Origin of the sequence: Bradyrhizobium glycinis (assembly GCF_016031655.1) — a bacterium.
Taxonomy (GTDB): Bacteria; Pseudomonadota; Alphaproteobacteria; order Rhizobiales; family Xanthobacteraceae; genus Bradyrhizobium; species Bradyrhizobium glycinis.
On record NZ_JACCHQ010000005.1, the window covers coordinates 224,040 to 246,469 of the forward strand.

Consider the following 22,430-nt stretch of genomic DNA (forward strand, 5'->3'; position numbering starts at 1 on the left):
TTGCCGCGTTCGCCACGCGGGATCGGAGCTCAAAAAGGTGGCGAATCAGGCTGATTCGACCATATCGCAACGCCTCGGGATCGTTCCGTTAAATTCGCGGGCCAACATCGCGTCGATTGACGGTGCGATACGATTTCAGCCCCGTGATGCAATGGGGCAACGGTAGTCTTCCGGATCACAAAACGGCAAATCCGGCGCAAATAGGCCTGATATGTCTTGAATGTGCCGCTATCTTCCGTCATCTGGCCGTTAACGGTCCGATCGGGCTTGGGGACTATACAAGAGCGATGATGATCAAACACTTTCTGACGATATGCGCTGCCGCAACAGTCGCTGCGGCGGGAACCTCGCTCGCTCAGGCTCAGAGCTATCCGATTCAGCAGGTGCCAGGCTATGGCGCACCGGCCGAATATCGGCCCGGTGACCGTGTGCCGAATTTCGATGCGCTCGACGAAGACGACGACGCGATGCCGCATGCCTCGCTGCCGCCGCCCGGTCCGGCCGACGATCCGCGTTACGGCCGTCCGATGGGCGCGCCTCCGGTCTATTCGGCCGCCCCGCCGCAAGGCCCGGTGATGTCGCCGGATGATCCGCGTTATGGGCGCCCGGCTGGCGCCCCGCCGGTCTATTCGGCAGCGCCGCAGGGCCCCGTGATGTCGCCCGACGATCCCCGCTACGGCCGGCCTGCCGCTCCGCCGGCGGTGATCTACGCCGATCGTCCTCCCCAGCAGGCTCCTGCCAATGATGGCCTGCGTCCGCCGGAAGCTGTCGGCGGTCCCGCCGCGACCGGAACGGTTCAGGCCGGGCAGCCGCCCGTCGGCACGGATGGCCGCCCAGTGACCTTGGCCGCGCTGCCGCCCGAGGAGCAGCCCGATGCTGCGCCGGTGCAGCTGCCGCCGAACCTGCGCCGTCAGGAGGTCGCGTTCCAGACCAAGGAGCCGGCCGGCACGCTCGTGGTCGATACGCCCAACACCTATCTCTATTACGTGCTCGGAGGCGGCCGCGCGATCCGCTACGGCGTCCGCGTCGGCCGCGACGGCTTCACCTGGACCGGCGTGCAGAAGATCACCCGCAAGGCCGAGTGGCCGGATTGGCATCCGCCGACCGAGATGATCGAGCGCCAGCCCTATCTGCCGCGCTTCATGGCCGGCGGCCCGGGCAATCCGCTCGGCGCCCGCGCGATGTATCTCGGTTCGACTGTCTATCGCATCCACGGCACCAACCAGCCCTCGACCATCGGCAAGTTCGTCTCCTCCGGCTGCATCGGCATGCTGAACGAGGACGTCTCCGACCTGTTCGATCGCGTCAAGGTCGGCACCCGCGTCGTAGTGCTGCCGGGCGGCCCGCCGCCGGGAACGGCGACGGCCTCCGCCGCGCCGACGCAGAGCGCCGCCGGGCCGGCTCCGATATCCGCCCAGGCGGGCCCGGTCCCGGGGACGCAGCCCACCGTTGTGCCGCCGCTGCCCGCGCCGGTCACCGTGCGCTGAGCGCCTTAACATCAATGAGTTTGCGAAGGGCGTGCCGTCGGCACGCCCTTTTCGTCTCAGGCCAGCTTGCGCGGCAGCTCGCCGCCTCTGGTGAAGGCGTCGATCGCCTCGACCATCTGGCCGTAATGGATGCGTAGACCATCCGTCGTGGCGTAGCCCAGATGCGGCGTCAGCACGACATTGTCGAGCTTGCGGAAGGGATGGTCGACCGGCAGCGGCTCGACCGAGAACACGTCTAGGCCTGCACCCGCGATCTTGCGCTGCTGCAAGGCTTCCAGCAGCGCCTGTTCGTCCACGATCGGCCCGCGCGCGGTGTTGATCAGAAAGGCCGTCGGCTTCATCCGCGCAAGATCCGCGCGGCTCACCAGGCCACGCGAGCGCTCGCTCAAGACCACGTGGATGGTGACGATGTCGGCCTTGGCGAACAGCTCCTCCTTGGTGGCGTAGCCGACGCCAACAGAAGCGCACTTCTCCGGCGTCAGGTTCGGGCTCCAGGCGATCACGTTCATGCCGAACGCTTTCGCGATCCCAGCCATCTTGCTGCCGAGCTTGCCGAGCCCGATGATGCCGAGCGTTAGCCCCTCGATCTCGACGCCGGCATAGGTCTGCCAGGATTCGCCCGCATGCATCCGCGCGTTCTCGCGGCCGATGCCGCGGGTCAACTCCAGGATCAGGCCCATGGCGAGCGGCGCGGTCGGATCACGGGAATATTGCGTGCCGCCGAGGGCGATGCCGCGCGCTTTCGCGGCCTCGATGTCGATGGCAGCGTTACGCATGCCCGATGTCAGCAGCAGCTTCAGCTTCGGCAGGCGATCGAACAGGCTCTTGGGAAAGGCCGTCCGCTCGCGCATCGCGCAGATGATCTCGAAGTCGGCGAGCGCACTCGCTGCGGCCTGCTCGGAGGCGAAGGGATGGCTGAACACGGTGACGTCGACGCGGTCCGACAGTTTCGGCCAGTCGGCGACGTCGAGGGCGAGATTGAAATAGTCGTCGAGGATTGCGCAGCGCAGCCGGCTCATCAGCGTTCATCCATGGCAAAAGATGAAGGCGCCGGGCGGGCGCCGTCGTCGGAACCTGGCCATGGTTGCGCGCAATCGCGCCAGCGCGCAAGCAGCCTGCGTCTTCAAAAGTCCGGTAGGAGATCGTCGCTCAGACGTCGCGGGGCCTCAAGCGGAACGGCGCGTCCATGCCGTGCTTGGCGCGCCAGGCGGGGCCGGGGCCGCGCATGTAATGCAGCTCGGGCCGATAGGGGTTGAAGGCGGTGGCGAAGAAGCGCTTCCAGAAGGCCTTGATCTCCGAGGCGAACCCGGAGACGCGCCCGGCTCCTGCCGGAACGGGAAGAGAATTGGTCTCGATCAGAGCCATGATGCGGCCTCGCTGTGCTCCCCGTTCGTTCTGAGCGGGTGGCGCTGTTTCCGCGCGAAACCGAGCTTTGGCCTGCTTTATTAAAAAATGGTTTCAATTGTCCGGATCGGTGGCCGGATGGTGTCCGTCCCGTATTCATCCGTGGTGAACGGACGGAAAACGTTGCCCTTTGGGGGCGGGATCGTTACATCGCTGGCGAAGCAAATTTCCTCAAATCGAAGGTTTCACGGGACCGATGGCGCGCCAGTTCATCTATTTCATGCAGGGCCTGACCAAGAGCTATCCGACCCGGAAGGTGCTCGACAACATCCATCTGAGCTTCTACCCGGATGCCAAGATCGGCGTGCTCGGCGTCAACGGCTCGGGCAAGTCGACGCTGCTCAAGATCATGGCAGGCCTCGACAAGGAATATACCGGCGAGGCCTGGGTCGCCGAGGGTGCCCGCGTCGGCTATCTCGAGCAGGAGCCGCAGCTCGATCCCAAGCTGACCGTGCGCGAGAACGTGATGCAGGGCGTCGCCAAGCAGAAGGCGATCCTCGACCGTTACAACGAGCTCGCGGTCAACTATTCGGACGAGACTGCCGACGAAATGACCAAGCTGCAAGACGAGATCGAGGCCCAGGGGCTGTGGGATCTCGACAGCAAGGTCGACCAGGCCATGGACGCGCTGCGCTGTCCGCCTGACGATGCCGACGTGACCAAGCTCTCGGGCGGTGAGCGCCGCCGCGTCGCGCTGTGTCGCCTGCTGCTCGATCAGCCCGAGCTCTTGCTGTTGGACGAACCGACAAACCATCTCGACGCGGAATCCGTGTCGTGGCTGGAAGGTCACCTGCGCAACTATCCCGGTGCGATCCTGATCGTCACCCACGACCGCTACTTCCTCGACAACGTCACGGGCTGGATCCTCGAGCTCGATCGCGGCCGCGGCATCCCGTACGAGGGCAATTACTCGTCCTGGCTGGTGCAGAAGCAGAAGCGTCTGGAGCAGGAGGGCCGCGAGGATGCCGCGCACCAGAAGACGCTCGCGCGCGAGCAGGAATGGGTCGCGTCCTCGCCCAAGGCTCGCCAGGCCAAGTCGAAAGCGCGCTACCAGCGCTATGAGGAGCTGCTCAAGAAGGCAAGCGAGAAGCAGACCCAGACCGCGCAGATCATCATCCCGGTGGCCGAGCGGCTCGGCGCCAACGTGGTCGATTTCGAGGGGCTCAGCAAAGGCTTTGGCGATCGTCTGTTGATCGACAATCTCACCTTCAAGCTGCCGCCCGGCGGCATCGTCGGCGTGATCGGCCCCAACGGCGCCGGCAAGACCACGCTGTTTCGGATGATCACCGGCCAGGAGAAGCCGGACTCCGGCACGATCACGGTCGGCGAGACCGTGCATCTCGGCTATGTCGACCAGTCGCGCGACGCGCTCGACGGCAAGAAGACCGTGTGGGAGGAAATCTCCGGCGGCAACGAATTGATCCTGCTCGGCAAGAAGGAAGTGAATTCGCGCGGCTATTGCTCGGCGTTCAACTTCAAGGGCGCGGACCAGCAGAAGAAGGTCGGCGCGCTCTCGGGCGGTGAACGCAACCGCGTGCATCTGGCAAAAATGCTGAAGTCCGGTGCAAACGTCCTGCTGCTCGACGAGCCGACCAACGACCTCGATGTCGACACGCTACGCGCGCTCGAAGAGGCGCTGGAGGATTTCGCCGGTTGCGCCGTCATCATCAGCCACGATCGCTGGTTCCTCGACCGCATCGCGACCCACATCCTGGCCTTCGAGGGCGAGAGCCACGTCGAATGGTTCGAAGGCAATTTCCAGGATTACGAGAAGGACAAGATGCGCCGGCTCGGCCAGGACAGCATCATTCCGCACCGCGTGAAGTACAAGAAGCTGACGCGGTGATGGCGGCATGATGCGACGGGCGCTGATCGCTGCGGGGATCGTCATCGCCTGCGGCTGGTCGCCCGCCCTCGCTGCTGACGCCGCCTTCACGCAGTTCATCGCCTCGCTCTGGCCGGAAGCCCAACAGGCCGGCGTCTCGCGTCCAACGTTCGATGCGCAAACGCGTGGGCTCGAGCCCGATTACAAGCTGCCCGATCTGCTCTTGCCCGGGCGGCCGGCGACCGGCGCGCCGTCGCAGGCCGAGTTCGTGCAGGTGCCGGCCGATTACGTCAAGGAAGCTTCGATCGCGCGGCTTGCCGGCGAGGGACAGCGGCTGCTGCAGAAATATCGCACGGCGCTGACCGAGATCGAGAAGAGCTCCGGCGTGCCGGCAACAATGATGCTTGCGATCTGGGGCCGCGAAACCGATTACGGCCGCTACACGCTCCCCTATGATCTGGTTCGTGTGCTGGCGACGCAGGCCTATGTCGGGCGGCGCAAGGATCAGTATCGCAACGAGTTCATCCTCGCGCTGAAGATCCTCGGCGAAGGCGTGGTAACGCGCAAGGACATGCGCTCGTCCTGGGCGGGTGCCACCGGGCTCACGCAATTCCTGCCGTCCGAATATTACAAGCATGGCGTCGATTTCGACGGCGATGGCCGCATCGACATCTGGCACTCCGTGCCGGATGCGCTGGCCTCGGCCGCGCAGCAGCTCGTCAACAAGGGCTGGCAGAGCGGCGTGCGCTGGGCTTACGAGGTGCAGGCGCCGGCGAAGGTCGATTGCACGACGGGCGTGCCGGAGGTGACGAAGCCGATCGGCCAATGGCTGCGCGAGGGTTTCGTCCCGGTACGCGGCCAAAAGCTCAGCGCCGCCGAGCAGGCGCAGCCGGCCTCGCTGCTCCAGCCCGAAGGCATCTACGGCCCGTCGTTCCTGACCACGAAGAACTACTTTGTCATCAAGGAATACAATTTCTCCGATCTCTACGTGCTGTTCGTCGGCCACCTCAGCGATCGCATGACGAGCCCGCTGCCGTTTGCAACGCCCTGGTCGGCTTCGAAGCAATTGCGCACGAAGGACGTCGAGACCATGCAGCGCGGCTTGACGCGGATCGGACTCTACAAGGACAAGATCGACGGCAAGGCCGGCATGCAGACGCGCGCCGCGCTCGGCGCCTATCAGAAGTCAGCAGGGCTCAAGGTGGATTGCTGGCCGAGTGAAGAGGTGCTGCGCGCGATCCAGGCTGTGCGCTAGAGCATGATCCGGAAAAGTGTGAAGCGGTTTTCCGAAAAGATCATGCTCAAACAAAGACCTAAAGCGCGATGACGATTCGTCCAAATCTCATCGCGCTTTAGACTAGCGTGCGACCAAAGAAAAAGCCCAGCCGAGGTGCTCGGCCGGGCTTCGATCGTGGCGCGGGATGCGCGCGCAGCGATCAGATCAGTAGCAGACGCGAACCGGGCGGCTGACCCAGCCGTAGCCGTCCCAATAGCGCTCGCGGCGCCAGTAGCAGGGCGCGGGCGGCGGGGGCTCGGCGATGTAAACGGGGCCGCCATAGGCGGGACGGCTGGAGGCGATGGCGCCGCCGACGATGGCGCCACCGATCAGGCCGGCTGCGATACCGGCACCGACGCCGTCATGGGCCTTCGCGGACGGAGCGGCGGTCACCAGCGAACCGGCGACCGTCGCGACCGTGAGGGCGGCAACTAAAGTCTTGTTCATGCTCTTGGCTCTCCTGGGAGATGGGTTCCTCCTGTTAGAGGCGCCCGGGTTTCAAAGGTTCACGCACACTCTGATGGAATTGGCCTTGCAGCTAGGAAGCGCGCAAATGGTCAATCCAGGGTAAACGCACACGGAGCTGTGACGAGAAAAAGCGGTCTTTTTCAGGCCCTGAGGTGAACGGCACATCCGTAGTCGACCGGTTTGGCGCGCCTCAGCCGCAGACTCGGACGCGACGGACGCGCCAGGCATAGCCATCCCAGAAGCGCTGCTTCTGCCAGACGCAGCCGCCGTAATAGTCGTCAGCAACGTAACCTGGACCTGGGGCGTAGTAGCGCGGCGGGTAGTAGCCGGGCTCATAGTAGCCATAGCCGGGTCCGTAATAATACGGAGAAGCCAGCGCGCCACCGACAATGGCGCCGCCGATGATCCCGGCCGCCACGCCTGCCGCGACACCGCGCTGGGCATGGGCCGGCGGTGCGACCGTCAGGGCCAGGGTGGCGACGGCAGCGACCGCCAGGAGCGACTTCTTCATTGCTTGACCTTTCAGACGAACACGCGGGAACCCTTTGGGCCGCAAGGTTCCATATTCCGCTTGAATGATCAATGAACGGCAGCTTTGCCGGAGACGACCAATTGGTATGGGTCCCACTGGGAGACGATGATGGGCAACGCGATGGTCAATGCTTTGATTGCGGCCGGCATCGTTTTCGCGATCGGCTACGGCTGGATCGCACATCTCCAGAACCGCGCACGGCGCTCCCGCGCCACCGCCGACAGCGACGGACGGAGTGGCGGCGGGGACAGCTATTCCGGGACGAGTGACGGCTTCTCGCTGGGAAGCTGGTTCTCCGGCGGCAGTTCGGGGAGCTCTAGCGACGGCGGCAACTGTTCGAGCAGCGATAGCGGCAGCAGCAGCGGCGACTGCGGAGGCGGTGGCGACGGCGGAGGAGGCGGCGGTGGCGGCGACTAGTCCGGCTACAATCTTGATCCAGCGCAACAGCTTGATTTAGAGCCGTTCTAGGCTTTGATCAGGCCAGTTTGGAATAGCTTCAAATACCGGTTTTTCCTTTTGCATCCGGCCGGCCTGTTAAATATCGATGATGGCGCATCACCGAAGGGCCTGCCGCTTCCATGATCGTTTGTTCCTGTAACGTGCTGAGCGATGACGACATCCGCGCCGCCGTCGCCGAGTCCGACGATGCCGTGCGCCATGCCAAACAGGTTTATGGGTGTCTCGGCTGTAGCGCCGAATGCGGGCGCTGCGCGCGGACGATCAAGACCATCATCGACGAAGCGCTTGGTCCCTGTGCGCAGTCATGCTGCGCCGGCTGCCCGCATAGCCACAGCGTGGCCGCCAACGACGAGACCGCCGAGCCCGCCGAGTTCGCCCTCGCGGCCTGCTGAAAACTTCCGCGACCCCGCCTGAGCTTTTCCCCGGCTACGTTCCCGTCGCCGGTTGCTCTCGCTCGCAAAGTGATTTAGAAACGTTCTAAACTCGGTTTCGGGGCCGATTTGGATTGCAAGAGCTGGAGTGAACCATGCAGGCCGACCCAAAAGTCATCGACTATCTCAACAAGGCGCTGCGTCACGAACTGACTGCGATCAATCAGTACTGGCTGCATTACCGCTTTCTCGACAATTGGGGCCTGCTGGACATGGCCAAGGTCTGGCGCAAGGAGTCCATCGAGGAGATGGAGCATGCCGACAAGCTGACCGCGCGGATCCTGTTCCTCGACGGCTTCCCGAACATGCAGGTACTCGATCCCCTGCGCATCGGCCAGAACGTCAAGGAGATCATCGAGTGCGACCTCGCCGCCGAGATGAGCGCGCGGGCGCTCTATCAGGAAGCGGCGACCTACTGTCACAGCGCCAAGGACTATGTCACACGCGACCTGTTCGAGAAGCTGATGAGCGACGAGGAGCACCACATCGACTTCCTCGAGACCCAGCTCGATCTGATCGGCCGCATCGGCCTCGAGCTCTACACCCAGAAGCATGTCGGCGGGCTCGAGGGCGACGGGCACTAAGCCTTAAGGTTCCGCTCTCTCCATTCGTCTTGGCCGGGCTTGACCCCGGCCATCCACGTGTTTGCCGCACGACGAAGGCATGGCACGGGCCTTCGCCTCGCCGAAGCGGCTGCGCAGGCGGGTCGGGCATCGCGGTTCGTTTTCGGAACAGCGCCCAGCTACAGCTGCGTCTTGTAGAGCTCTTCCACGGCCTCTTGGCTCGCTGGTTCGCCGAGGCCGGTCTGCTCGTGAATGACCGTGACGATGCTCGGCATCACCGAGCGCTGCATCTTGTCCGCTGACCACAGCTTCGAGCGCATCAGCGCCTTGCCGCAGTGGAAGTAGACTTCGCTGACGGCGACGTTCAGCACCGCGCGCGGCGGCTTGCCGAATTCGACCATCGAGGCGAGCAGATCCGGATCGGCCGACAGCGTGCCGCGTCCGCCGACGCGCAGCGTCTCGTCGATCCCCGGTACGAAAAACAACAGATGCACGAAGCCTGAGCCCTCGACGACGTTGCGAAAACTGTCGATCCGGTTGTTGCCGGAGCGATCGGGCATTAACAGCTGGTTGGGACCGGCAACGTGGACGAAGCCGATGCTGCCGCCGCGGGGCGAAGCGTCGACGCTGCCGTCCGCTCCCGATGTCGCGAGCACGCAGAACGGCGACATCTCGATGAATTTCTTGGCATGCGCATCGATCGCGGGCCGCGCTTTCGCGATCACGCGCGGGCTCGGCTTGGCATAGATGGTGGCGAGGTCTTCGGCGCTAAGATCGGTCAACGGCGTGCCTCCGCTTCAGCTTGGCTTCACGCTACCCGATCGGGCCGCCGCCAGCCAATAGAATTATCAAGAGGCGCTACACTGCATCCGCCGGCACGAAGCAGCTGATGATGATGGCGCCGCGGTGGTGGACGTACCACACCACGGCCTGGCCGATCGGATTGCCCTGGTCGCGGATGATGGCGCGTTCGGGCACCTCCATCCATTGTCCCTCGATCGGCACCCAATAGGCCCCATTGCGCACGTCGTATTCGGTGCGATGGCCGTCGGAGATGTCGCAGCAGGGCACGCCGTTCGGCGCGATCACGCTCTTGAACCAGGCGCGGATGTCGGGCGGGACGTGATCATATTGCCCATTGTCGAATGCGAAAGCGGCGCTCGTCAGCGCCGTCATCGCAATTAGCCAAACGCACAGTGCCAGCCTGTGCATGCGATCCTCCTCGTAGCGTATGGTGCCATTGGCGCGCGATTGTCTTGCGCGTCGATTCGCAATCGTTGGCGCGATTAAGCCCGAGCTGTCAGCGCAATGCATGCTCAAATAATATGCGGCCGGCCGCTTCGCATATGATGCGCTGCGATATCAATGCACGCGCTTGGCGTTCCTGTTTCCGTTACGCGGTTTCGGATCTGCTGGCTGCAGGACCTTCCACATCGAGTCCATTCAGGGTTGTCGCCGGCTTAACAGCGGTGCGGGGAAGGATGTAGGATTTCGCCTCCGCCAACCGTCCTAGAGGAAACACCCGGAGAGACTGCATGTGCCGCAACATCAAGACGCTGTTCAACTTCGAGCCGCCGGCGACGGAGGATGAGATCCATGCCGGCGCGCTGCAATTCGTGCGAAAGCTGTCGGGTTTCAACAAGCCGTCGCAGGCTAACGAGGCGGCGTTCGAGCGTGCGGTGGCTGAGGTCTCCGAGGCCGCGCGAAAGCTCCTGACCTCGCTGCAGACGAACGCGCCGGCGCGCGACCGCGAGGTTGAGGCGGAAAAGGCGAAAGAGCGTTCGCGGCTGCGCTTCGGTACGTGAGCTCAGGCAGCGTGCTCCGTGATCTGGCTCACGGTATCTGCTGTCTCGCCTTGCGATGGTGGCGGCCGGGGTTTTGATCGCCCGGAGCACGACATGAGCCGCCCCCTTCTTCCCTTGAAAGCAGGTGCCATCGTTTTCACGCTGCTGTGGACCGCGTGGATGATGTGGTGGAGCGGATCGTTCTCCAGCGCGAATGTGATCATCCTCGCCCTGTGCGGCGCGGCGGTCGGCTATCTCTGGTATCGCGCCATGCGCTGGCAATTCGAGCGCATGGGCATGCTGCAGCGGCGCGAGGATCGGCCCGACTAGACTCGTCGGCTAATCCTTGCCTTGCTTCTTCTTTTTCTTTTTCTTTTTCTTCTTGTGATCATCGCCGTCATCGCTCTCGTGGTCGACGATTGCCTCGTCGGTCTCCTGGACGGCGGCTTCGAGCGCTTCGCGCTCAGCGGCTTCGCGCTCGCGCTGGCGACGGCGTTCGTCCCAGGCGTCGAAGAGCTGGTCGAGCCACGGCAGCACCTGCTCGATCGACGGCAATTGGCCAGGCGGACCCGGCTCGCCGCGCGGGCCTTGCGGCCCTGCCGGCCCCTGGGGTCCGGCAGGTCCCGGCGCGCCGGCTAGCCCACGCGGACCGGTTTCGCCCTGCTTGCCTTGCGGACCGGGTTTGCCGGGCGGTCCAGCCTTTCCGACCGGGCCCGGCTTGCCCTGCGGCCCCGGCTTGCCGCGTGCGCCATCGGGGCCGCGCCGGCCCGGATGACCTTGTGGCCCCGGCCGTCCCGGCTCGCCTTGCCGTCCACGGGGACCCTGAGGCCCCGGCCGTCGTCCCTGGTCGTCTGCCACGCCACCGCTCCTTTCACCTGGAGCAAGCTACTTAGCGGCGTTTGACGACAGCAGCAATTCTGCCCGCGCATCGTGCCGGGCTTGATCAACATCAATCGGCGCGTGAGCGGCCGTGTCATCGATCGCGCGCGGCCATAGTCCTTGCGAGGAGCGAGCGATGCGCGCAGCGTGGACGATCTTCTGCCTGTTCGCCGTCATTCTCGTCGCCTCGCTCGGCCTCGATCACCTGCTGGTGCCCGACGTCGTTCCGGTCGCATTCGCCGAGGAGCCGCAACCGTCATGGGCCGTCATGACGGCCTTCTTCCTCCGTGCGATCGAGCTGATTGCCGGCTCGGTCGCGACGATCGCGCTTGCGGTCATCGTCGGCGGACTGATCCAGCGGCGTGTCTTCGCGCGCTAGTCCTGACAGGCAGGCACCTCGATGCCGGAGGCGGCATAGAGCCTGATCTTGTTGCGCAGCGTGCGCACCGAAAGGCCGAGCACGCGCGAGGCGCGCGTGCGGTTGCCGTCGCAGCGCGCCAGCGTCTGGAGCACGAGCTCACGCTCGACCTCGTCGACGGTGGCACCTATGAGAAGCGGAACGATCTGGTTTGGAGCAAGAAATTGTGCGGCCGGTTCGGACGCAGCCACGTGAACAGTGGTCATCGATACACTCCCCGATCAACGCCCGCTTCCCTCGTCGGAAGCGGATCGAGAACAAACGACCCCCAAGCCGTGAATCTACGGTGGTCCGGTTTGGTTAATGAAGGGTTAACTGGGGCGTGCTGCACCAGATTGATCTTGAGAATGCCCAGATGCCGCCGCGATTGGCGGGAGCCTCGCGCCTCACACCGTGCGATAGCCGCCGTCCACCATCACGATGGTTCCGGTGACATAGGCCGACAGATCGGAGGCGAGGAACACCGCGGGGCCGACGATGTCCTCGGGCTTGCCGGTGCGCGCCAGCGGCGTGTGATCGATGAAGGCCTGCACCAGCGCCGGATTGGTCGCGCGCACATTGGCGTTGAGGTTGGTCTCGATGAAGCCGGGGCCGATCGCGTTGACGCGCACGCCTTCCTTGCCGAGCTCGACCGCGAGCGCCTTGGTGAAGCCGAGCACGCCGTGCTTCGAGGTGGTGTAGGCCGCCGAGCTCGGCGTGCGCAGATGCACGAAGGACTGGATCGAGCCGATATTGACGATGCGGCCTTTGCTCGCGCGCAAGGGCGCGAGGAACGCCTGCGTCACGTTGAAGACGCCGGTGAGGTTGAGCGAGATGATGTCGTTCCAGTCCTTCGCCACCGTCTCGGTCTCCGCGGTGAAGGCGTTTCGGCGGGTGATGCCGGCATTGTTGACCAGGATCGAGACCTGCCCGATCTTGTCCGCGACCTGCCTGGCGAGCGCGAAGCAATCCTCGCGCCTGACAACGTCGAGCGCAAAGCTCTCGGCCTTGCCGCCCGCTGTCCGGATCTCCTGCGCCGCCTCCGCCACCATCTCGGCGTTGACGTCGAGCAGCACGACTTGCGCGCCCTCGCGCGCATAGCCGGCGGCGATCGCCCGGCCGATTCCGGAACCGGCGCCGGTGATGACGGCGATGTGGTTTGCGAGCAGCGCCATGGCAGTTTCCTCCCGTTTTCGTTTCGAAGTTTCACGAAACGCTAACGCGAAATTAAGGGGTCGGAAACGGCGGCCTTGGCATACTGATCCTGATTGCTAAACGTTGCGCGCATGATGGAACGGCTCGAAACCTGGAAACTCGCTCTGGAGCGCCTGCGGTCGGCACAATCGCCGGATTGGGCCGAGGCCGGCCGGCTGGTGGCCGAGATCGCGCGGATGAGCAGCGACGTCACACTGCGCCAGGCCGCCGAGCAGGCCCTGCCGGTGCTGCGCCAGGCCGTCGACAATGACGATCACAGCGTGACGCTGGCGGCCCAGCGCCGTCTCGGCGTGGTGCTCGAGGTCGTGCACGATCTGACCGCGCCGCGCTTCGGCCGCCGCAACGCCGCGCCGAAGCAGCTCTCCAGCGAGGACCGGGCCCGCAAGATGCTCGGCCTGCCGCTCGCGGTGCAGCTCACCTGCGAAGACATCAACCAGGCCTATCGCCGCGCCGCCAAGGGCCTGCATCCCGACCAGGGCGGCAGCGCCGAAGCCTTCATCGACCTCGCCGCCGCGCGCGACATCCTGATCCATCCCGGCGCGCACAAGGACGCGTGAGCGCGCCACGGCGCGCGTTCACGCAGCACAAAAAAACCGGGCAAGGACGCTGGCGTCCTTGCCCGGCTCTTCGTCCGCCGATCGAATTGTTACCAGGTGCAGCTACCGCTCTTGAGCGCGGCATCCTTCATCGCGAGTGCGTCGAGGAAGGTCGGCACGCTGGCGCTGGCGCGGTGATAGCCGGCCGGCCACGGCGTGGTCGGGATGCTCTCGTCCCAGATCTGGCAGAAGCCGGTGTCCTGCCAGCGGATCAGATGATAGCTGGCTTCGGCCGGGCTCGCGGCGACGAACGCGGTGACGGCAAGACCGGCGGCAGCGCACAGCATGGAAATACGACGCATGATCAGCTCCTCAAATGAATGATGTGATGCGCCTCCCGACAATGACGGGGAGGGGTGGTGCGGGACGCGCTTGGCATGCGCCCCGGACAAGATGTGAGTAGTTCCACCCGCCGCCGAGGTTCAAAAAATGTGCGCGGGGACATGCGCGATTTCGGCCGGGAAACGCTTCAGGTCAGCGCAAAGCAAAAGGGCGGATCGCCCGCGCGATCCGCCCTTCAAACGCTGCTCTCGCGTCCGGCTCAGAGGGTGCACTTCCGCTCGGCGCGCATCTTGATCTGCAGGTCGGAGGCCTGCTGGAAGGTCGGGAGCGGCTTGCTGACGACCTTGTAGGTCGAGACACCGAACTGGAACGGCTTATACTGCAGGTCCTCGTTCCAGACCTGGCAGATGCCGGTGTTGTCCCAGCGGATCACGTAATAGCCGACCTTCGCGGAGGCGGGCACGGCGAACACGGAAGAGGCGATGCCGGCAACGGCACAGAGCGCGAGAAGGCGACGCATGAAGTATCTCCTTGTGGGACATGGGACCGAAAAAATTCGTGCGGTAAAAGCAGGTCCTTTGCAAGCCGGTGAGCCGCCATTCACGGACATGTCAGCCGTGCTCCAAGCATTTCCTTGGGCTGCGTGCCCGATGGGCCACACGCAGCTTGCTTGGCTCGCACTTGGTGCTTCCTTGGCGCTTACTTGGCCAGCGAAGCGACCGCCTCGATCTCGATCAGCATCTTCGGATCGGGCAGCGCCTGCACCACGCACGTGGTGCGCGCCGGGTAAGGCGGCGGGCCGAAGGCGCCGGCATAGAGCGCGTTCATGGCGGCGACGTCCGAGGCGCGGGTCAGGAGCACGTTGACCTTGACGAGATCGTGCATGCCGGCGCCGGCCTCGCCCAGCACGCGCTTGATGTTGACGACGACATTGGCGAACTGCGCCTCGAAGCCCTCGGGCAGCGCGCCGCCCGCATCGAAGCCGGGAATGCCGGAGACGAACAGGAGGTCACCGATGCGCGTCGCAAAGGACAGCGGCGGCGCCTTGACGTGCGGCGGGGGCGCGAAATGCTGGATCGGCATGGGGTCACCTCGTGGACTATCGGGGAGGGGTGAGCGTAGCGGCCGCAGAGAGCCTCGCAAAACGAAAGTGCGAAAACAACCCCATGCACAGTAGGCGCCGCACGCAAAACATTGACGTTTTTCAGAATTCGCTAAAGGCGAAGCCTCCGCTTGCTCCGTCGGGCAAAACAGGGGCAGAATGGCATGCTGGCGACGGTGGTCTTCGCCTCTCCCCGCGTGCGGGGAGAGGCCGGAATTTGCGGAGCAAATTCCGGGTGAGGGGGAGTCTCCGCGAGTCCGACTGCCAGCGCATGTGCGGAGGCGGCCCCTCACCCCAACCCTCTCCCCGTAAGAACGGGGCGAGGGAGCGCACCGTGCTTGCGGGGAATCCTGCCGCTTCGCCTCGAGCCCTCCACCCCATCATGTTGCCGCCCCGATCGATCAGGTAGATTCGCTCCGTCTGATTCGAATCCCCCCAACAGAACAGCCCCCGGAGACCCCCATGAAGCTCGCATCCACCCTCCGCGCCGCGTGCGTCGTCATTGCCGCCCTGGCTGGCCTCTCGACGACCGCGCGCGCCGACAGCGGCTTCGTGACGCTGACGATCTACAAGGCGGGCTGGATCATCGGCGGCTCCGGCGGCTCGGGCGTGCTCAACTTCCGCGGCCGCACTTACGCCCTCTCCACCGGCGGCCTCGACTACGGCCTCGTGTTCGGCGGCTCCAAGACCGTGCTCCGCGGCCGCGTCTCCAACATCAACCGCCCCTCCGACGTTGCCGGGGTCTATGGCGCCGCCGGCGCCGGCCTCGCCGTCGGATCCGGCGCCCGCGCCATCGTGCTGACCAACCAGAAGGGCGCGGTGCTGGAGCTGACCGGCACGCAGGTCGGCCTGATGGCGAATGCGGATCTCAGCGGGCTTGCGATCACGATGCGGTAAGGTGGGCAAAGGCGCACAAGCGCCGTGTGCCCACCATTGGTATCGGCACAATCCGAACAGTTGGCGGGCACGCTTCCGCCTTCGCTCTTCGACTACGGCGGACAAGTCGCTGTGGCCACCCCTACAAACTACGAACGAAATGCCGCGGTGAACACCGCCAGTTGCGCCTCGAATGAGCTATCTCAAGGGGAAATTTGAGCAGATGTTCGACAGTGATGTCGCGGGGTATGTATTTGTCGACGCATTGTCCAAGATGCTGCAAACGAGCGCACTCAGTTCGAATATCTCGTTCGGAATAAACTCGGCCCAAAAGCAGTTCAATGTCATGTACGTTGACGCCGAGCTGACCTTCAGCAACGTTGAAATAAGCAATTCCCTCGATCAGTTCTGCACTAACGGCAAAGACAAGGCGGTGACTCTCCGCCGTGAAATATTCTTCGTCAGCTACCCTCAGGAGTCCTATCTCATTCGAGCGGAGGCGCCAACCTGCGGCGGGAGGAGTGCCGCTTCCGATTGGATCACTCAATGGTTGAGCGGGCTTCGAATTTCAGTAAAGGCTTGATGATCAAAAATCATGAGGTCGGTTGCGCTGCACTTCGTTTACGCACGAATTGATCCATGCCGCCAGCTCGCGCCACGGCTCGATCGTCCAATGTCCGGACGCCGCACCCGAGGGCGACGGCAGCACGAAGACCTCCGGCAGGCTTGCATCGCGCACCTGCCGCCCCAGCGCAATCGCAGCCGACGGCTTGCCGTAAAACAGGCTCGCCGCCTTCTTGCCCGTGAACGCAACCGTCCGCGGCCGGTACTTGTCCATCTTCGCCCTGAAGCCCGGCACGTCGATCGTCTCCGCCGCGATCTGGTGATCCATCCCGGCGCCGGTCTTGCAGAGATCAGTGAAGCCGATTCCGAGTTCGATCAACTCCGCGAACTCGCCCGGCTGATAGCGCCGCGGCGTGATCCCGGCCTCATGGATCGCGCGCCAGAAGCGGTTGCCGGGATGGGCGTAGTAGTGGCCGACTTCTGCCGAGCGCGCCGAGGCGGCGGTGCCGACGAAGACGAGGCGGAGGTCGGGACGGAGCTGGTCGGGGAGGCGGTGAGTTGCATCCAAGTCAATCGTCCGTAGCTACGATCACTCGTTCGTCTTCCGGGCTTCGCGGCCGTGCCATATGCGCGTGATCAGGATGTCTTGCGCTTCCGCCAGGACGGCATACCGCACGATGTAGCCGGACGCGCCAACCAAAGCGAACCACGATCTGGCGAAGCTCGGGATTTTCGGTCTGCATGCCCAGATTGGGAAACTCCTCCAGCCGCTCGATGGCGCGCCAGATCGGCGCGAGCGCGCGTTGCGCGGCGGTCGGGCTGTGTTGATCGAGAAAAAGGCGCAATCGCTCGACGTCCTCGACAGCGTCGGGCGAAAGCAGGATCATCCGATCTTGCGCGCCAGCGGTCGCGGCAGCTCCTTCGCCGACCCCCAGCTCGCGACCCAGTCCTTCACCTCATTGAGCGGCACGGCGGCGCCGGTCTCGCGGAAATCATCCAGCCGCCGGCGATCCTCGGCAATGTCGGGGCCGGCAATATCGACCACGGAATCGAGCAGCGCCACCGCCTCAGCGAGCACGGCGGCGACATCCTGCCCGCGCTCGTCGGCCATCTCGCGCAAACGCGCGTCGGTGTCGGCGTCGATGTCCAGCGTGCGGCGAATGATGTTCATGCCATCAGGATAGGCGCGGAGGGGGAATTTGTCGAGGCGCCCGTCTTGGAGAGATCGGTAAGCCGATCCCGACCTCGATCAGCGCTGCGAACTCGTCCCGGCTGATACCGCCGCCGCGTGACCCCAGCCTCATGGAGCGCGCGCCAGAAGCGGTTGCCGGATGAGCGTAGTCGTGCCCGGGCTCGGCCGAGCGCGTCGAAGCGGCGGTGCCGACGAAGACGAGGCGGAGGTGGGGGCCGAGTTGGTCGGGGAGGCCGTGGAGGGTGGAGGTGGGAAAATCATCTATCCGCAGAGTTGCAGCCCGCATGAGCGTCAGTGACATGCGGCTCAGCTGTCGATCCCCGATATCGCTACGCTCATTCAGGCTACGCTTACTGGCGATCACGATGAGTTAGGGGTTGCTTAGGTGGTTAGCGAAGCGTACCCCACCAATCGTCCAGCGCCCTACGTGCTGTCACGACCAGCGCCGGGAGCGATCGCCGTTTAACGTTCATGCAGCCAGGGTCGCTCTGCTGTTCTTTTTCCTTGAGGACGCCAGCCGCAACAAACGCGGCACGGTCATCCGGACAAAACTCGGATGATTTTCGATCCAACTCCTCGAGGCTAAGTGGAGTTGAGAGAATGCAGGCACCCGTGCCGCGATGGCCTGTGCGGTACGCGATTGATTTGAGAATCAGCTTGTAAGCGCGGGCCGCCGTGATCTCGTGATCCCACGGCGATTGTAGCCACCAATTGCCAGCGACGATCCGCGCGGTGGAGACGACGCCGACGTGGTAGGACGTCGTTTCGTCGCCAAAGCTCGCGGAAAACGCATAGCGCCAATTCCAGGCCTCGACCTTCAGATCGAACGGAACAAGAAGATACTTGAACGAAGGCGCATTTCCTTCGTCCGCTGTTCGCTGGATGAACCGGTCCGCCACCTTGGTGGCCTCGAATTGGGTGGGCGTTGCGAGCAATTCGGATCCGAGCGGAAGGTCTAGAGCTTGCACAGAGACGGGGGCGGTGAGCACGCGCCGAAGCGCACAAACCAGGGGTTGGACGAACTCCGTGCGTTTCAAGTCTGACTGGATGTAGAGCACGACTTCCGCAGGTGCGATCGGCCGGGCAACCTCGCGAGGCTGCTCCTGCGCCAGCGCGCCCGACGTCCCAGCGAGCAGGAAGGAAAATATCAGATCGTGCAATCTGTACTTCAAAGGTGCGATACCGCTCGCCTTAGATGTCTTGTTTTCTACCCTATATCGACATCAAATAAACAGGAAACCAAAAGGTGCGGAGGCTTCATAGGTTGGTTAGTGAAGTGCAACCACCATGCAAAAGAAGCAAGCGAATGACCATTTCGCGCTCGCTCATCAAACTACTGCCGATTGCCGCAAACAAAAAAAGACCGGGCGCTTGAGCGCCCGGCCTGTCGTTTGGCGGGTGCGTGCTACAGTCTCACAACACCCGATTACTCTCCTTCACCTTCTCCGCATCCAGATAAACGCTGCTCCCCATCTCCTTGAACTTCGCGCTCATCCTCGCCATGCCGTCCTCGGCGGTGCCCTGCATCGACATCCCCACGCTGTTCGGATCGTTCAGCGTCGCCGCGTAGTCGCGCACGTCCTGCGTGATCTTCATCGAGCAGAATTTCGGGCCGCACATCGAGCAGAAATGGGCGACCTTGTGGGCTTCCTTCGGCAGGGTTTCGTCGTGGAAGTTCTTCGCGGTATCGGGATCGAGGCCGAGGTTGAACTGGTCGGTCCAGCGGAATTCGAACCGCGCGCGGGAGAGGGCGTCGTCGCGCAGTTGGGCTGCGGGGTGGCCCTTGGCGAGGTCGGCGGCGTGGGCGGCGATCTTGTAGGTGATGACGCCGGTCTTGACGTCGTTGCGGTCGGGCAGGCCGAGATGCTCCTTCGGCGTGACGTAGCAGAGCATGGCGCAGCCGAACCAGCCGATCATGGCAGCGCCAATCCCTGAGGTGATGTGGTCGTAGCCCGGCGCGATGTCGGTGGTCAGCGGTCCAAGGGTGTAGAACGGCGCCTCGCCGCACTCCTTGAGCTGCTTGTCCATGTTGATCTTGATCTTGTGCATCGGCACGTGGCCGGGGCCTTCGATCATGACCTGGCAGCCCTTGTCCCACGCGATCTTCGTCAGCTCGCCGAGCGTCTCCAGCTCGGCGAACTGCGCGCGGTCGTTGGCGTCCGCGATCGAGCCCGGGCGCAATCCGTCGCCGAGCGAGAACGAGACGTCATACTTGCGCATGAGGTCGCAGATCTCGTCGAAATGCGTATAGAGGAAGCTCTCCTTGTGATGCGCCAGGCACCACTTCGCCATGATCGAGCCGCCGCGGGAGACGATGCCGGTGACGCGGCTCGCGGTGAGGTGGATGTATTGCAGGCGCACGCCGGCGTGGATGGTGAAATAGTCGACGCCCTGCTCGCACTGCTCGATCAGGGTGTCCTTGTAGAGCTCCCAGGTCAGCTTGACGGGATCGCCGTTGCACTTCTCCAGCGCCTGATAAATGGGAACGGTGCCGATCGGCACCGGCGAGTTGCGCAAAATCCACTCACGCGTGGTGTGAATGTTGCGGCCCGTCGAGAGGTCCATCACGGTGTCGGCGCCCCAGCGGATCGCCCACACCATCTTCTCGACCTCCTCCTCGACCGACGAGGTCACCGCCGAGTTGCCGATATTGGCGTTGATCTTGGTGAGGAAGTTGCGGCCGATGATCATCGGCTCGAGTTCGCTATGGTTGATGTTGCAGGGGATGATGGCGCGGCCGCGCGCGATCTCCGAGCGCACGAACTCCGGCGTGATGAAGGCGGGCACCGAGGCGCCAAAACTCTCGCCGTCGGCGAGCGCGGCTTCGGCGCGTTCGAGCTGTTGCTTGCGGCCGAGGTTCTCGCGCTCCGCGACGTAGATCATTTCCTTGGTGATGATGCCGGCACGGGCGAATTCGAGCTGGGTCACCTTGTGGCCGTCGAGGCCGCGCAAGGGCTTGTGATAGGCCGAGAAGGCGCGCGCGGCCTTGTCGGTCGAGACGCTGCCATTGTCCTCCGGCTTGATCTGCCGGCCCTCATATTCCTCGACGCCGCCGCGCTCCAGCACCCATTGCTTGCGGTTGCGGGGAAGGCCGGCATTGACGTCGATAGTCACGCTCGGATCGGTGTAGGGACCCGAGGTGTCGTAGACCGGCAGGTTTGGCTCGCCCGCGCCCTCGGACAGGATGATTTCGCGCAAGGGCACGCGGATATCCGGCGCGGCGTCGGGGGTTGCGAAGATCTTTCGCGAGGAGGCCAAGGGGCCGGTGGTGACGGCGGGGACGGTTTTGTCGGGGTTGGAGCGGATGTTCATGGGATCCTCCGGTTAATTCTGGTGTGCGGTGTTCGATCTCGTCATCCTGAGGTGCTCGCGGAGCGAGCCTCGAAGGATGAACGAGCCGGGCCGTCGCCCTTCGAGGGCCCCTGAAGAAGCGGCCACCTCAGGGTGACGGGATGAAGAGTGTGGCTCCGTCATTGCGAGCGCAGCGAAGCAATCCAGAAATGCGTCCGTGGAAGCAGTCTGGATTGCTTCGTCGCAAGTGCTCCTCGCAATGACGGGTGGAGAGAGTGGGGGCATCACGCCGCCTCCGCAGGTAGGCCGAGCCATTGGCGCACGCGGGCATCGGGGTCGGGGTTCTGGGTGACGTCGGACACGACCGCGATGGAATCCGCGCCTGCGCCAAGGATCTCCGCGGCGTGCTCGAACTTGATGCCGCCGATGGCGACCAGCGGGATGGTGCCGATGCGCTGCTTCCATTCGGTGATCTTTGGAATGCCTTGCGGCTCGAAGCGCATCGATTTCAGGGTCGTGAAGAAGATCGGGCCGAGCGCGACGTAATCGGGTTTGGCCGCCAGCGCCGTCTCCAGCTCGGCGTCGTCATGGGTGGAGATGCCGAGCTTGAGGCCGGCTTCGCGGATCGCGCCGAGGTCGGCGTCGGCGAGATCTTCCTGGCCGAGATGCAGGTATTTCGCACCCGCAACGATCGCCGCGCGCCAATAATCGTTCACCACCAGCTTGGCCTGCGTGCCTTCAGTGATCGTCAGCGCGTCGGTGACGATCTGCAGCGCCTGCGAGTCGTCGAGCTCCTTCGCGCGCAGCTGGATGGTGCCGACGCCGAGCTTGGTCAGGCGTTCGACCCAAGCCAAGCTGTCGACGACGGGATAGAAGCGGTCAGGATACGGCATGCCAGAACGGGGTCCCAACGACAGGGGTGGAGGGCGAGGCAAAGTCGCGGGCGTTCATCAGCCCGGCCTCGTAAGCGGTGCGGCCGGCCTCACAGCCGAGGCGGAAGGCGTTCGCCATCGCGACGGGATCGGCGGCTTTGGCGATGGCGGTGTTGAGTAGCACGGCGTCATAGCCGAGCTCGAACGCCTGCGCGGCGTGGGAGGGGGCGCCGAGGCCGGCGTCGACGACCAGCGTGATGTCGGGCAGCCGCTCGCGCAGCAGTTTTAGCGCATCGCGGTTGGTAATGCCCTTGGCGCTGCCGATCGGAGCTGCCCACGGCATCACCACCCTGCAGCCGGCATCGACGAGGCGATTGGCGACGGAGAGATCCTCGGTGCAATAGGGGAAGACTTCAAAACCGTCCTTGATCAGGATGCCGGCGGCTTCGACCAGGCCGACGACATCGGGCTGCAGCGTGTCGTTGTCGGCGATGACCTCGAGCTTGATCCAGGACGTGCCGAACAATTCGCGCGCGAGCTTTGCCGTCGTCACCGCCTCGCGCACGCTGCGGCAGCCGGCGGTGTTCGGCAGCACTGTCACGTCGAGCTCGCGGATCAGCTTCCAGAACGCATCGCCAGTCTTGCCGCCGGCGGATTCGCGCCGCAGCGACACCGTGACGATGTTGGCGCCGGAGGCGCGGATTGCGTCCTGCATGATCGCGGGCGAAGGATAGAGCGCGCTGCCGATCAAAAGGCGGGAGGCGAAGGATTTGTTGTAGAAGGTCACCATGTGGGAGGTGTCTCCTCGAGTTCAGCTGTCATCCCCGCGAAGGCGGGGATCCATACCGCGTGATTTTTCTTGGGGCACGCGGGGAGAGACCGACCGCCATAACCGCTCCCTGTGGTTATGGGTCCCCGCCTTCGCGGGGACGACG

General features: G+C 64.2%; 31 protein-coding genes and 1 pseudogene. 12 read left to right on the forward strand and 20 right to left on the reverse strand.

Features of this window, described 5'->3' with window-relative positions:
• The first annotated feature begins 290 nt into the window (after nt 1–290).
• Nucleotides 291–1,487, forward strand: a complete 1,197-nt coding sequence (locus HZZ16_RS11155; protein WP_197948499.1) for a L,D-transpeptidase family protein — start codon at nt 291–293, stop codon at nt 1,485–1,487.
• Between the two features lie 56 nt (nt 1,488–1,543).
• On the opposite strand, the gene HZZ16_RS11160 is transcribed toward HZZ16_RS11155, so the two are convergent.
• Both HZZ16_RS11160 and HZZ16_RS11165 read right to left on the reverse strand, forming a co-directional pair.
• A complete protein-coding gene (locus HZZ16_RS11160; RefSeq protein ID WP_197948500.1) occupies nt 1,544–2,506 on the reverse strand; it encodes a D-2-hydroxyacid dehydrogenase family protein in 963 nt (320 codons plus the stop codon).
• A gap of 130 nt (nt 2,507–2,636) precedes the next feature.
• The gene (locus tag HZZ16_RS11165; RefSeq protein ID WP_197948501.1) at nt 2,637–2,852 is read right to left on the reverse strand and encodes a hypothetical protein; all 216 of its coding nucleotides are present in this window, start codon (nt 2,850–2,852) and stop codon (nt 2,637–2,639) included.
• Between the two features lie 235 nt (nt 2,853–3,087).
• Here HZZ16_RS11165 and ettA point away from each other — a divergent pair, with 235 nt between their 5' ends.
• Nucleotides 3,088–4,737 (forward strand): energy-dependent translational throttle protein EttA, encoded by a 1,650-nt coding sequence (gene ettA / locus HZZ16_RS11170; RefSeq protein WP_197948502.1) that lies wholly within the window; start codon nt 3,088–3,090, stop codon nt 4,735–4,737.
• Nucleotides 4,738–4,744: 7 nt separating this feature from the next.
• On the forward strand, nt 4,745–5,971 hold the full coding sequence (locus HZZ16_RS11175; protein WP_197948503.1) for a lytic murein transglycosylase: 1,227 nt from the start codon (nt 4,745–4,747) through the stop codon (nt 5,969–5,971).
• Nucleotides 5,972–6,157: 186 nt separating this feature from the next.
• On the opposite strand, the gene HZZ16_RS11180 is transcribed toward HZZ16_RS11175, so the two are convergent.
• Complete coding sequence (locus HZZ16_RS11180; protein WP_036013199.1) at nt 6,158–6,439, reverse strand: hypothetical protein; 282 nt, start codon at nt 6,437–6,439, stop codon at nt 6,158–6,160.
• Nucleotides 6,440–6,650: 211 nt separating this feature from the next.
• The gene (locus tag HZZ16_RS11185; protein WP_197948504.1) at nt 6,651–6,971 is read right to left on the reverse strand and encodes a hypothetical protein; all 321 of its coding nucleotides are present in this window, start codon (nt 6,969–6,971) and stop codon (nt 6,651–6,653) included.
• A 126-nt stretch (nt 6,972–7,097) separates the two neighbouring features.
• On the opposite strand from HZZ16_RS11185, the gene HZZ16_RS11190 reads away from it, so the two are divergent.
• The 3 genes from HZZ16_RS11190 (at nt 7,098) to bfr (ending at nt 8,466) form a co-directional block, all read left to right on the forward strand.
• The gene (locus HZZ16_RS11190; RefSeq protein WP_197948505.1) at nt 7,098–7,409 is read left to right on the forward strand and encodes a hypothetical protein; all 312 of its coding nucleotides are present in this window, start codon (nt 7,098–7,100) and stop codon (nt 7,407–7,409) included.
• Between the two features lie 161 nt (nt 7,410–7,570).
• On the forward strand, nt 7,571–7,843 hold the full coding sequence (locus HZZ16_RS11195; protein ID WP_197948506.1) for a (2Fe-2S)-binding protein: 273 nt from the start codon (nt 7,571–7,573) through the stop codon (nt 7,841–7,843).
• A 134-nt stretch (nt 7,844–7,977) separates the two neighbouring features.
• The gene (gene bfr, locus HZZ16_RS11200; RefSeq protein WP_197948507.1) at nt 7,978–8,466 is read left to right on the forward strand and encodes a bacterioferritin; all 489 of its coding nucleotides are present in this window, start codon (nt 7,978–7,980) and stop codon (nt 8,464–8,466) included.
• A gap of 158 nt (nt 8,467–8,624) precedes the next feature.
• Here the strand turns inward: bfr and HZZ16_RS11205 are convergent, their stop codons facing one another.
• Together HZZ16_RS11205 and HZZ16_RS11210 are read right to left on the reverse strand one after the other, a co-directional pair.
• Nucleotides 8,625–9,227: an MSMEG_1061 family FMN-dependent PPOX-type flavoprotein gene (locus tag HZZ16_RS11205; RefSeq protein WP_197948508.1), complete on the reverse strand. Its 603-nt coding sequence runs from the start codon at nt 9,225–9,227 to the stop codon at nt 8,625–8,627.
• A gap of 76 nt (nt 9,228–9,303) precedes the next feature.
• Nucleotides 9,304–9,657, reverse strand: a complete 354-nt coding sequence (locus tag HZZ16_RS11210; protein WP_197948509.1) for a hypothetical protein — start codon at nt 9,655–9,657, stop codon at nt 9,304–9,306.
• A gap of 323 nt (nt 9,658–9,980) precedes the next feature.
• Here HZZ16_RS11210 and HZZ16_RS11215 point away from each other — a divergent pair, with 323 nt between their 5' ends.
• A complete protein-coding gene (locus HZZ16_RS11215; RefSeq protein WP_197948510.1) occupies nt 9,981–10,250 on the forward strand; it encodes a DUF2277 domain-containing protein in 270 nt (89 codons plus the stop codon).
• Nucleotides 10,251–10,343: 93 nt separating this feature from the next.
• Nucleotides 10,344–10,559: a hypothetical protein gene (locus tag HZZ16_RS11220; RefSeq protein ID WP_197948511.1), complete on the forward strand. Its 216-nt coding sequence runs from the start codon at nt 10,344–10,346 to the stop codon at nt 10,557–10,559.
• Nucleotides 10,560–10,568: 9 nt separating this feature from the next.
• Here the strand turns inward: HZZ16_RS11220 and HZZ16_RS11225 are convergent, their stop codons facing one another.
• Nucleotides 10,569–11,087: a collagen-like domain-containing protein gene (locus HZZ16_RS11225; protein ID WP_197948512.1), complete on the reverse strand. Its 519-nt coding sequence runs from the start codon at nt 11,085–11,087 to the stop codon at nt 10,569–10,571.
• A gap of 157 nt (nt 11,088–11,244) precedes the next feature.
• Here HZZ16_RS11225 and HZZ16_RS11230 point away from each other — a divergent pair, with 157 nt between their 5' ends.
• Nucleotides 11,245–11,487 carry a hypothetical protein gene (locus HZZ16_RS11230; protein WP_197948513.1) on the forward strand — a complete coding sequence of 81 codons (243 nt, stop codon included), beginning with the start codon at nt 11,245–11,247 and terminating at the stop codon, nt 11,485–11,487.
• Here HZZ16_RS11230 and HZZ16_RS11235 read toward each other — a convergent pair.
• Both HZZ16_RS11235 and HZZ16_RS11240 read right to left on the reverse strand, forming a co-directional pair.
• A complete protein-coding gene (locus tag HZZ16_RS11235; protein WP_197948514.1) occupies nt 11,484–11,732 on the reverse strand; it encodes a helix-turn-helix domain-containing protein in 249 nt (82 codons plus the stop codon). The two genes, HZZ16_RS11230 and HZZ16_RS11235, sit on opposite strands and share 4 nt — an antisense overlap.
• Before the next feature lie 180 nt (nt 11,733–11,912).
• Nucleotides 11,913–12,680, reverse strand: a complete 768-nt coding sequence (locus HZZ16_RS11240) for an SDR family NAD(P)-dependent oxidoreductase (protein WP_197948515.1) — start codon at nt 12,678–12,680, stop codon at nt 11,913–11,915.
• Nucleotides 12,681–12,791: 111 nt separating this feature from the next.
• Between HZZ16_RS11240 and HZZ16_RS11245 the strand changes: the two genes are divergently transcribed.
• Nucleotides 12,792–13,277 carry a J domain-containing protein gene (locus tag HZZ16_RS11245; RefSeq protein WP_197948516.1) on the forward strand — a complete coding sequence of 162 codons (486 nt, stop codon included), beginning with the start codon at nt 12,792–12,794 and terminating at the stop codon, nt 13,275–13,277.
• Between the two features lie 89 nt (nt 13,278–13,366).
• Here HZZ16_RS11245 and HZZ16_RS11250 read toward each other — a convergent pair whose 3' ends face one another.
• From HZZ16_RS11250 to HZZ16_RS11260, 3 genes are all read right to left on the reverse strand, one after another.
• Entirely contained in the window at nt 13,367–13,618 is a 252-nt protein-coding gene (locus tag HZZ16_RS11250; RefSeq protein ID WP_197948517.1) for a hypothetical protein, read from the reverse strand.
• Nucleotides 13,619–13,857: 239 nt separating this feature from the next.
• Nucleotides 13,858–14,118: a hypothetical protein gene (locus HZZ16_RS11255; RefSeq protein ID WP_197948518.1), complete on the reverse strand. Its 261-nt coding sequence runs from the start codon at nt 14,116–14,118 to the stop codon at nt 13,858–13,860.
• 179 nt (nt 14,119–14,297) lie between these two features.
• A complete protein-coding gene (locus HZZ16_RS11260; RefSeq protein ID WP_197948519.1) occupies nt 14,298–14,681 on the reverse strand; it encodes a RidA family protein in 384 nt (127 codons plus the stop codon).
• Between the two features lie 481 nt (nt 14,682–15,162).
• Between HZZ16_RS11260 and HZZ16_RS11265 the strand changes: the two genes are divergently transcribed.
• Nucleotides 15,163–15,597 carry a hypothetical protein gene (locus HZZ16_RS11265; RefSeq protein WP_197948520.1) on the forward strand — a complete coding sequence of 145 codons (435 nt, stop codon included), beginning with the start codon at nt 15,163–15,165 and terminating at the stop codon, nt 15,595–15,597.
• A gap of 172 nt (nt 15,598–15,769) precedes the next feature.
• Complete coding sequence (locus HZZ16_RS11270) at nt 15,770–16,159, forward strand: hypothetical protein (RefSeq protein WP_197948521.1); 390 nt, start codon at nt 15,770–15,772, stop codon at nt 16,157–16,159.
• Nucleotides 16,160–16,162: 3 nt separating this feature from the next.
• Here HZZ16_RS11270 and HZZ16_RS11275 read toward each other — a convergent pair whose 3' ends face one another.
• The 8 genes and pseudogenes from HZZ16_RS11275 to HZZ16_RS11305 all read right to left on the reverse strand — a co-directional run bounded on the left by HZZ16_RS11275 (nt 16,163) and on the right by HZZ16_RS11305 (nt 22,285).
• A complete protein-coding gene (locus HZZ16_RS11275; protein WP_197948522.1) occupies nt 16,163–16,708 on the reverse strand; it encodes a mismatch-specific DNA-glycosylase in 546 nt (181 codons plus the stop codon).
• Nucleotide 16,709: 1 nt separating this feature from the next.
• Nucleotides 16,710–17,027, reverse strand: coding sequence for a type II toxin-antitoxin system RelE/ParE family toxin (locus tag HZZ16_RS11280; protein ID WP_246510073.1), 318 nt, complete (start codon nt 17,025–17,027; stop codon nt 16,710–16,712).
• Entirely contained in the window at nt 17,024–17,311 is a 288-nt protein-coding gene (locus HZZ16_RS11285; protein WP_197948523.1) for a hypothetical protein, read from the reverse strand. Before HZZ16_RS11285 ends, HZZ16_RS11280 begins: the two co-directional genes overlap by 4 nt.
• A gap of 35 nt (nt 17,312–17,346) precedes the next feature.
• Nucleotides 17,347–17,618: pseudogene (locus tag HZZ16_RS37145) on the reverse strand (uracil-DNA glycosylase family protein); the annotation flags it as partial.
• Between the two features lie 103 nt (nt 17,619–17,721).
• On the reverse strand, nt 17,722–18,492 hold the full coding sequence (locus tag HZZ16_RS11290; protein ID WP_197948524.1) for a zinc metalloprotease: 771 nt from the start codon (nt 18,490–18,492) through the stop codon (nt 17,722–17,724).
• 253 nt (nt 18,493–18,745) lie between these two features.
• Nucleotides 18,746–20,644: a phosphomethylpyrimidine synthase ThiC gene (gene thiC, locus HZZ16_RS11295; RefSeq protein WP_197948525.1), complete on the reverse strand. Its 1,899-nt coding sequence runs from the start codon at nt 20,642–20,644 to the stop codon at nt 18,746–18,748.
• Between the two features lie 263 nt (nt 20,645–20,907).
• Entirely contained in the window at nt 20,908–21,516 is a 609-nt protein-coding gene (locus HZZ16_RS11300) for a thiamine phosphate synthase (RefSeq protein WP_197948526.1), read from the reverse strand.
• Nucleotides 21,503–22,285 (reverse strand): thiazole synthase, encoded by a 783-nt coding sequence (locus HZZ16_RS11305; protein ID WP_197948527.1) that lies wholly within the window; start codon nt 22,283–22,285, stop codon nt 21,503–21,505. Before HZZ16_RS11305 ends, HZZ16_RS11300 begins: the two co-directional genes overlap by 14 nt.
• Nucleotides 22,286–22,430 lie beyond the last annotated feature (145 nt).

Bases quoted from the DNA above. Each gene is read 5' to 3' on its own strand.
- HZZ16_RS11250 (WP_197948517.1), bottom strand. From the start codon at position 13,618: ATGCGTCGTATTTCCATGCTGTGCGCTGCCGCCGGTCTTGCCGTCACC.
- thiC (WP_197948525.1), bottom strand. From the start codon at position 20,644: ATGAACATCCGCTCCAACCCCGACAAAACCGTCCCCGCCGTCACCACC.
- HZZ16_RS11180 (WP_036013199.1), bottom strand. From the start codon at position 6,439: ATGAACAAGACTTTAGTTGCCGCCCTCACGGTCGCGACGGTCGCCGGT.
- HZZ16_RS11220 (WP_197948511.1), top strand. From the start codon at position 10,344: ATGAGCCGCCCCCTTCTTCCCTTGAAAGCAGGTGCCATCGTTTTCACG.
- HZZ16_RS11165 (WP_197948501.1), bottom strand. From the start codon at position 2,852: ATGGCTCTGATCGAGACCAATTCTCTTCCCGTTCCGGCAGGAGCCGGG.
- HZZ16_RS11305 (WP_197948527.1), bottom strand. From the start codon at position 22,285: ATGGTGACCTTCTACAACAAATCCTTCGCCTCCCGCCTTTTGATCGGC.
- HZZ16_RS11265 (WP_197948520.1), top strand. From the start codon at position 15,163: ATGAAGCTCGCATCCACCCTCCGCGCCGCGTGCGTCGTCATTGCCGCC.
- HZZ16_RS11235 (WP_197948514.1), bottom strand. From the start codon at position 11,732: ATGACCACTGTTCACGTGGCTGCGTCCGAACCGGCCGCACAATTTCTT.
- HZZ16_RS11240 (WP_197948515.1), bottom strand. From the start codon at position 12,680: ATGGCGCTGCTCGCAAACCACATCGCCGTCATCACCGGCGCCGGTTCC.
- HZZ16_RS11260 (WP_197948519.1), bottom strand. From the start codon at position 14,681: ATGCCGATCCAGCATTTCGCGCCCCCGCCGCACGTCAAGGCGCCGCCG.
- HZZ16_RS11175 (WP_197948503.1), top strand. From the start codon at position 4,745: ATGATGCGACGGGCGCTGATCGCTGCGGGGATCGTCATCGCCTGCGGC.
- HZZ16_RS11255 (WP_197948518.1), bottom strand. From the start codon at position 14,118: ATGCGTCGCCTTCTCGCGCTCTGTGCCGTTGCCGGCATCGCCTCTTCC.
- HZZ16_RS11195 (WP_197948506.1), top strand. From the start codon at position 7,571: ATGATCGTTTGTTCCTGTAACGTGCTGAGCGATGACGACATCCGCGCC.
- HZZ16_RS11215 (WP_197948510.1), top strand. From the start codon at position 9,981: ATGTGCCGCAACATCAAGACGCTGTTCAACTTCGAGCCGCCGGCGACG.
- HZZ16_RS11285 (WP_197948523.1), bottom strand. From the start codon at position 17,311: ATGAACATCATTCGCCGCACGCTGGACATCGACGCCGACACCGACGCG.
- HZZ16_RS11190 (WP_197948505.1), top strand. From the start codon at position 7,098: ATGATGGGCAACGCGATGGTCAATGCTTTGATTGCGGCCGGCATCGTT.
- bfr (WP_197948507.1), top strand. From the start codon at position 7,978: ATGCAGGCCGACCCAAAAGTCATCGACTATCTCAACAAGGCGCTGCGT.
- HZZ16_RS11270 (WP_197948521.1), top strand. From the start codon at position 15,770: ATGAGCTATCTCAAGGGGAAATTTGAGCAGATGTTCGACAGTGATGTC.
- HZZ16_RS11185 (WP_197948504.1), bottom strand. From the start codon at position 6,971: ATGAAGAAGTCGCTCCTGGCGGTCGCTGCCGTCGCCACCCTGGCCCTG.
- ettA (WP_197948502.1), top strand. From the start codon at position 3,088: ATGGCGCGCCAGTTCATCTATTTCATGCAGGGCCTGACCAAGAGCTAT.
- HZZ16_RS11300 (WP_197948526.1), bottom strand. From the start codon at position 21,516: ATGCCGTATCCTGACCGCTTCTATCCCGTCGTCGACAGCTTGGCTTGG.
- HZZ16_RS11245 (WP_197948516.1), top strand. From the start codon at position 12,792: ATGATGGAACGGCTCGAAACCTGGAAACTCGCTCTGGAGCGCCTGCGG.
- HZZ16_RS11210 (WP_197948509.1), bottom strand. From the start codon at position 9,657: ATGCACAGGCTGGCACTGTGCGTTTGGCTAATTGCGATGACGGCGCTG.
- HZZ16_RS11280 (WP_246510073.1), bottom strand. From the start codon at position 17,027: ATGATCCTGCTTTCGCCCGACGCTGTCGAGGACGTCGAGCGATTGCGC.
- HZZ16_RS11230 (WP_197948513.1), top strand. From the start codon at position 11,245: ATGCGCGCAGCGTGGACGATCTTCTGCCTGTTCGCCGTCATTCTCGTC.
- HZZ16_RS11155 (WP_197948499.1), top strand. From the start codon at position 291: ATGATCAAACACTTTCTGACGATATGCGCTGCCGCAACAGTCGCTGCG.
- HZZ16_RS11160 (WP_197948500.1), bottom strand. From the start codon at position 2,506: ATGAGCCGGCTGCGCTGCGCAATCCTCGACGACTATTTCAATCTCGCC.